At 38.6% G+C, this 6187-nt stretch carries 3 protein-coding genes; all 3 read right to left on the bottom strand.

The window, feature by feature from the left end; genetic code table 11:
- Window positions 1-289: 289 nt before the first annotated feature.
- Window positions 290-1087, bottom strand: a complete 798-nt coding sequence (locus tag J2Z82_RS17050; RefSeq protein WP_209482016.1) for an MBL fold metallo-hydrolase — start codon at window positions 1085-1087, stop codon at window positions 290-292.
- 343 nt (window positions 1088-1430) lie between these two features.
- A complete protein-coding gene (locus J2Z82_RS17045) occupies window positions 1431-2903 on the bottom strand; it encodes a Na+/H+ antiporter NhaC family protein (RefSeq protein WP_209482015.1) in 1473 nt (490 codons plus the stop codon).
- A gap of 1002 nt (window positions 2904-3905) precedes the next feature.
- Complete coding sequence (locus J2Z82_RS17040) at window positions 3906-6065, bottom strand: DNA topoisomerase III (protein ID WP_209482014.1); 2160 nt, start codon at window positions 6063-6065, stop codon at window positions 3906-3908.
- Window positions 6066-6187: the final 122 nt, after the last annotated feature.

Below are 6187 nucleotides of genomic sequence, written 5' to 3'. Positions count from 1 at the left end.
TCTTAACGGAGGACCTTTTTATGTTTCAAGAGGGGGGGACGTCTCCCCAATAGGAATGCTCCTGTGGGAGCTGAGGCCTAGATGAGACTACGCAGCGACGTAGGAGCAAGGAGGCTCATCAGCCGCCCTAGGTGCGCAAAGTGTATTTCCGTAGCGGCATCATAGCACTCAAACTTTTTAAATAGTACGTCGCAGTTTATATCAATTACGTATTAGGTTCAACCATTGATAATGGACGTTCTAAACAACTTATCCTGTTATTATTCGTCTTTAGAGTAGAGATTTTTAATTATGTCCCAGTCTCTTGATAACACGATCGTATGAAATTAAGACGGGAGAACGAACCAAAAGACATTAACTCCAATTTAACTTTTTCTGGAAACATATATTTGATAATTTCCTTATCGGTATATCCCTTTTGGTGTAACTGGATTACTTTATGTCTAGTGGATTGTAAATAATCGAGTTTCCGCTTCATCATTTCTTTCCCATTGGGAACCACACCTTCATGAGCACAAAGTACGGTATTAAAATTGTAATGACTAAGCTTTTGCAGTGAATCAATATAGGAAGCAATTGACTCACCCTTTAGAAATACCTTTGGGTAGGGTGTTATATAAAAATCACCAGAAAACAGCCATCCCCTATTCGGTTCCAAGAGACATACATGATCTGAAGAATGACCAGGAGTTTCTATCGGAAGGAACTCAAACTTAGATGTCCGGATACTGTCAGGGTATGGGATTACCTTACTTTCAAACTGATGACTGGAGAATAACCCTTGGTACCAAGGTATTTTTACTTGTTTGCTTAAGGCAGGAACTGCTGTTGTATGACTATAAATATTCGCAGGAAAATTATTAGCAACCCACCGTAACATCCCAACATGGTCCTCATGACAGTGTGTTATAGCAACCTGCCGAACATCCCATGACCTAAACGCTCGAATGATATTTCTACGCTGCACACTAGGACCAGTGTCAACAAGTACACCATCAACAAAATATAAATATACTTTCATCATTTGATACAATGGATGAACTGCAATTTTTTGAATGTTTATATCCTCATAGTTTACCTTCTTCATACTTCTTTCTCTCCTAATCCCCTTCTTCCTACATTAAACATAAATTCGAGTGAAATATATATCCCGTGAAATGAAGGGTTCAAATCATCAATTAAAGCTGTCTTCTAAAAGATTGATGTTCAGAAAAAGATATAAATTGCGAACAAAACCTTATTATAATTTCCTTCCATCTTTTAAACTAAGCACTCCAAAAAGATACTTAATTGCTATGAACCACTCCAGATATCAAGGCGGTATATACTAAGCTATCGCTAATGTCTACCAAGCCGGCTCAACTACGCTCTAACTGCTCAAAAAAGAATGAAGAACGGTTAAGTTCTTCATTCTACTAGTTATTATAAATTTAATTACGAGGTCTTTCTTTTAGTTCTTCCCCATTTTCCCCTTGGAAACGAAGTCCCCATCCGGTTAGTGCAGCAATAAGCATCACGATTACCAAGAACCAGCCTTGGAAAACAAACGGGAACACAGCAGTCGGCTCAACGATAGGCAGCCAATCATACTGACCCTGCATTGTTTTAATGGTAGACCAGCCCAATAACACTGGCGCACCCCAAGGAAAGATATATCCTAATGCAGAAGTTACTGCATCAAGCATATTAGCCATACGGTAACGGTGAATTTGATATTTTGTTCCTAATTCTTTAACAAATGGTGCAGCTGCAATCTCTGCTGCAGTATTAATTGTAATAGCACTATTTAATAATGCAACAATACCCCAAATAGCAACCTCGGCTCTACGGACAGAATTTTTAATCCACTTAATTAAGCCCTTCGTTATTGCTTCCATTGTTCCACCTAATTTTAACAAGTGAGCTGCGGCTACAATTAACAGGATAAGGATTGCCATATTAAAATAGCCAGTCAACCCGCTTACCAATGCACCCTCAACAATAGTACTTGAATCAGGATTAAAACTAATTATATCACCAAATGTTCCTAATCCTGCTAGAACAATAAGTGGAATAGCTGAGATAATTCCCCATGTTAACGATGTTAGTAGATGATGACCAGATAAAGCTAATATAAGTACAAGTGCAAACGGAGCGAGCATAATAAGCCCACCAGGGGTAGTCGATTCAATCATGGCATCAAGTGCACCCTGATCAGCCTGTGTTTGACCACCACCGCCAAAGATTGCAAATAGAATAACTGCCGGCACTGCCGCTACAACCGCATATTTAAAACGGCTACGCACAACCCCAGGTACATCAGCATCCTGTGTTGTTGCCGATACGATTGTCGTATCAGATACTGGTGCAAGGTTATCACCAAATACCGCTCCAGCTAAAATTGCTGCAAACATGAATACAGGATCTGCCCCTACGGCAACTCCGGCTGGATACATCAACGTACAGAATGCAACTGTAGTTCCGTACCCGGTACCAACAGCAGTTGAGAATGTTGCTGCCAATAGAAAGGTTAATGCAACGAATAAACCACCAGTAAGGCCAGTAATAGCTCCGATCCATACAAGACCTTCTACTAGTCCGCCAGCTTGTAACACCTGTGCGAACATACCAGCATAAAACCATGCTACCATTGCAATAACACCAACTGGCTGTGCTAGCCCATCAAATAAACCCTGGGCATAATCTTCCCATTTACTTTTACAAAAAAGTAAACCAAGAGTTAGACCAATAACGGCACCCATAACTAGCCCAACTTCGGACGATAGCTTTAGTACACTAATCGAAATAGCCCAAACTACGAAAAATAATAAAGGTATAGCTGCCCCGACTGCCCCGAGTCTAAAGTCCAGTTTTTGTATCGTTCTGTCTCCAGTTGCTTTTTCCAATTCTTCGTTATCTGACATGTTTCTTCCCCCCAAAAAATATTTAATAAATGCTTTTAAATAGCTATAGAAATATAACTTCTAAGCTTGCATACAAGTTTACCATAAGTTTAGAAAAGTATGAATAGAAAAAAAGGTTTAGTCCCACTCAATTTCTTATATGAGGGGGCTCACTCCTATAATCGTAAGTCATCTGAAATAAGTGGCATTATTTATTATAAAACAACTGGGGTTTTCGCCAAACCCTAATATAGATAAGCCCTGATTGTACTTATGCAATGAGAAAGGATTTATTCTTTCTTCTCTGCTAAAAATTAAATTCCAAAAATAATGCCACCAAATCCAGTAGAGAAACGATTAGTAATATAAGAGACAGGAAAATAACTAAGACTTTCCACAGTAAAGAAAGATAATAACAGGATAGGATGTTTAGAACGTTCATTTTCAATGGTTGATTTAATACGAAGATGATATAAAATGCGATACAGTGAAATCTTTCTTTTGTACCACACCGGTACCAATGCAACATCAGCTCAAGCTATCACTTTCGCAATCTACTAGCCACGGGCTCAATCATTAAGATTATGAGAACCCGAATGCTGTTTAATTTACTTGTAATGTGTCTTCATCAAGGTTATGAGAACGCGAACGTTGTTTAAAGTGCTTGTAATGTGTCTTCATCAAGGTTATGAGAGCACGAATGTTGTTTAAATTGCTTGTAATGTGTCTTCATTAAGGTTATGAGAACGCGAACGCAGTCCAAATAGCATGAAACGTTCACTCATGGGGTTATGAGAACTGGTTGAGTTCGTATTTTATATCTAAACAGCAACATTAGAAAACTAGACATTCACCTAGCCTTTTGGTGAATGTCATAGTTGCACTTATGCAGTAAAAAGTAGTTTTAGTTTCTTAACTGCTAAATAAAACCGAACTAACTCAAATTCTATTTCAAGAATTTTGAACAAAGTTCGGATTTCACTTTGACTAAAACACTTTTTGTCCCAGCCTCTTAAAGAAAACTTATTCTTTTAACTTGGACAACGCATCTGCCAGTGCATTATTTTTAAAACCATCGTCGTCCTGCTTTTTCAAGTATTTATTCACATCTTTTTTAGAGACTTTATGCTTCTTCTCTTTTTCTTTTCGCTTATTGAAAGCTGATAATTTTTCTCGGTGACCACATTTACAAATGAACATTTTCCCTTCACCTTCACCACGAAGCTCTAAACGCTTATGACAATTTGGACATCTGGCATTGGTGTGCTTGGCAATATTCTTTTTGTGTCCGCATGAGCGATCTTGACAGACGAGCATACGTCCATTCTTATTCTTAATTTCCAGCATTAATTTTCCACAGTCAGGACATTTCGTCCCTGTCATATTATCATGCTTGAACGTTTCATCACTGTTTTTTATTTGTTGGACAACTTCACGGGCATAGCTCTTCATTTCTTTGATGAAACGATCTTTATCAAGCTTACCTTCAGCAATCTGGCCAAGTTTATTCTCCCATTCTGCTGTAAGAGCTGGTGATTGCAGGTCTTCAGGGACAAGATCAAGCAGCTGTCGACCTTTTGAAGTTATAAAAATATGTTTTCCACGCATTTCCATCAACTGATTATTAAATAGCTTTTCAATAATATCGGCTCGTGTCGCAACTGTTCCAAGACCGCCAACTTGGCTAATTGTCTTTGCTAAGTGCTTCTCATCAGAGCTCATATAACGGACAGGATTTTCCATTGCCTGAAGTAATCCGCCTTCTGTGAAGCGCTCGGGCGGTTTTGTCTCACCATTCGTCTGCATAATTTTAACATTTGAAAATAATTCTCCTTGTTGGATAGCTGGTAACTGAGTCTCTGAAGTATTATTTTCCTTATAAATTTCTTTCCATCCTAATTTCTTAACGATGTTTCCTTTAGTGGAAAAACGTTCATTTTCAATATGCACATCAATTGTAGTTTGTTCGTATTCATATGGATCAGCCAGTACCGCTAAAAACCGCTTAACAACAAGGTCATAAATTTTACGTTCTTTATCATTCAATTCACTTAAAATAACCGATTGTTCAGTAGGGATGATTGCATGGTGATCGGAAACTTTTGTATCATCAACAACGGATTTTGGCAACTTCCATTCGCGCTTTAACACTTTATTGGCAAATCGTGCATACTCATCAACACCACATGCCTTAACGCGCTCTTTCAATGTTGGAACAATATCAGTCGAGATAACTCTTGAATCGGTACGTGGATACGTGAGTACCTTATGCTGTTCATATAGTTTCTGCATCAGGGATAATGTTTGCTTTCCGGAATATCCAAAGATGCGGTTTGCATCACGCTGCAGTTCCGTCAAATCATACAACTGTGGTGCATATTTTTTCTTATAGGATTTATGAACGTTTACCACTTTTGCAGGTTTGTTTTTCAACTGATTGTGTAATGTATTGGCCTTTTCTTTGGAAAAAATCCGACCGTTATTTTTTGCATCCTGCCATGTTAGTGTAACGCCGTTTGATGTTTTTGCTTCAATTCCATAAAACTTCTGTGGCTGGAATTCCCGAATTTCTTTCTCTCTGGCTGCAATCATTGCAAGTGTCGGCGTCTGCACTCGTCCAGTGGATAGCTGCGCATTAAATTTAGTTGTCAACGCACGAGTTGCATTCAAACCGACATACCAGTCAGCCTCAGATCGAGCTACTGCAGAGGCATATAAATTCTCATACTTTCCTCCAGGCTTAAGTTGCTTGAACCCATCACGAATTGCTTTATCTGTGACAGATGAAATCCACAATCGCTTCACTGGCTTTTTAACACGTGCTTTTTCGATGATCCATCTAGCAACCAATTCACCTTCACGTCCAGCATCAGTCGCAATTACAATATCCTGCACATCATTTCTGTTCATTTGTGTTTTCACTGTGCTGAATTGCTTGCCGGACTTTTTGATTACAACTAGCTTTAGTTGCGAGGGGAGCATTGGTAAATCGTCTAAGCGCCATGTTTTTAATTTTTCATCATAAACTTCCGGGTCAGCCAGGGTAACTAAATGCCCAAGTGCCCATGTCACAATATAATTAGATCCTTCAAGGAAGCCATTGCCTTTTTTATTACAGTTCAGCACTCTAGCAATATCTCTTCCGACAGAAGGTTTTTCAGCTAATACTAGTGTTTTGCTCATTTAAAAAACCCTTTCTTATTTAACTACTCTCTCATGCTACTTTACCATAATTGAACTAAATTTGTGGACGGTCACAACTCATTATTATATCCATACAATAATTTAGATAATTGCAGAAAGGA

The sequence above is a fragment of the Virgibacillus litoralis genome (assembly GCF_017873675.1).
Taxonomy (GTDB): domain Bacteria; phylum Bacillota; class Bacilli; order Bacillales; family Amphibacillaceae; genus Lentibacillus; species Lentibacillus litoralis.
The sequence above is the reverse complement of the archived record's forward strand: the minus strand, read 5'-3'. Positions and strand labels throughout refer to the sequence as shown.

Coding starts and splice junctions, on each gene's coding strand:
- J2Z82_RS17050 (WP_209482016.1), bottom strand. CDS start 1,087: ATGAAGAAGGTAAACTATGAGGATATAAACATTCAAAAAATTGCAGTT.
- J2Z82_RS17040 (WP_209482014.1), bottom strand. CDS start 6,065: ATGAGCAAAACACTAGTATTAGCTGAAAAACCTTCTGTCGGAAGAGAT.
- J2Z82_RS17045 (WP_209482015.1), bottom strand. CDS start 2,903: ATGTCAGATAACGAAGAATTGGAAAAAGCAACTGGAGACAGAACGATA.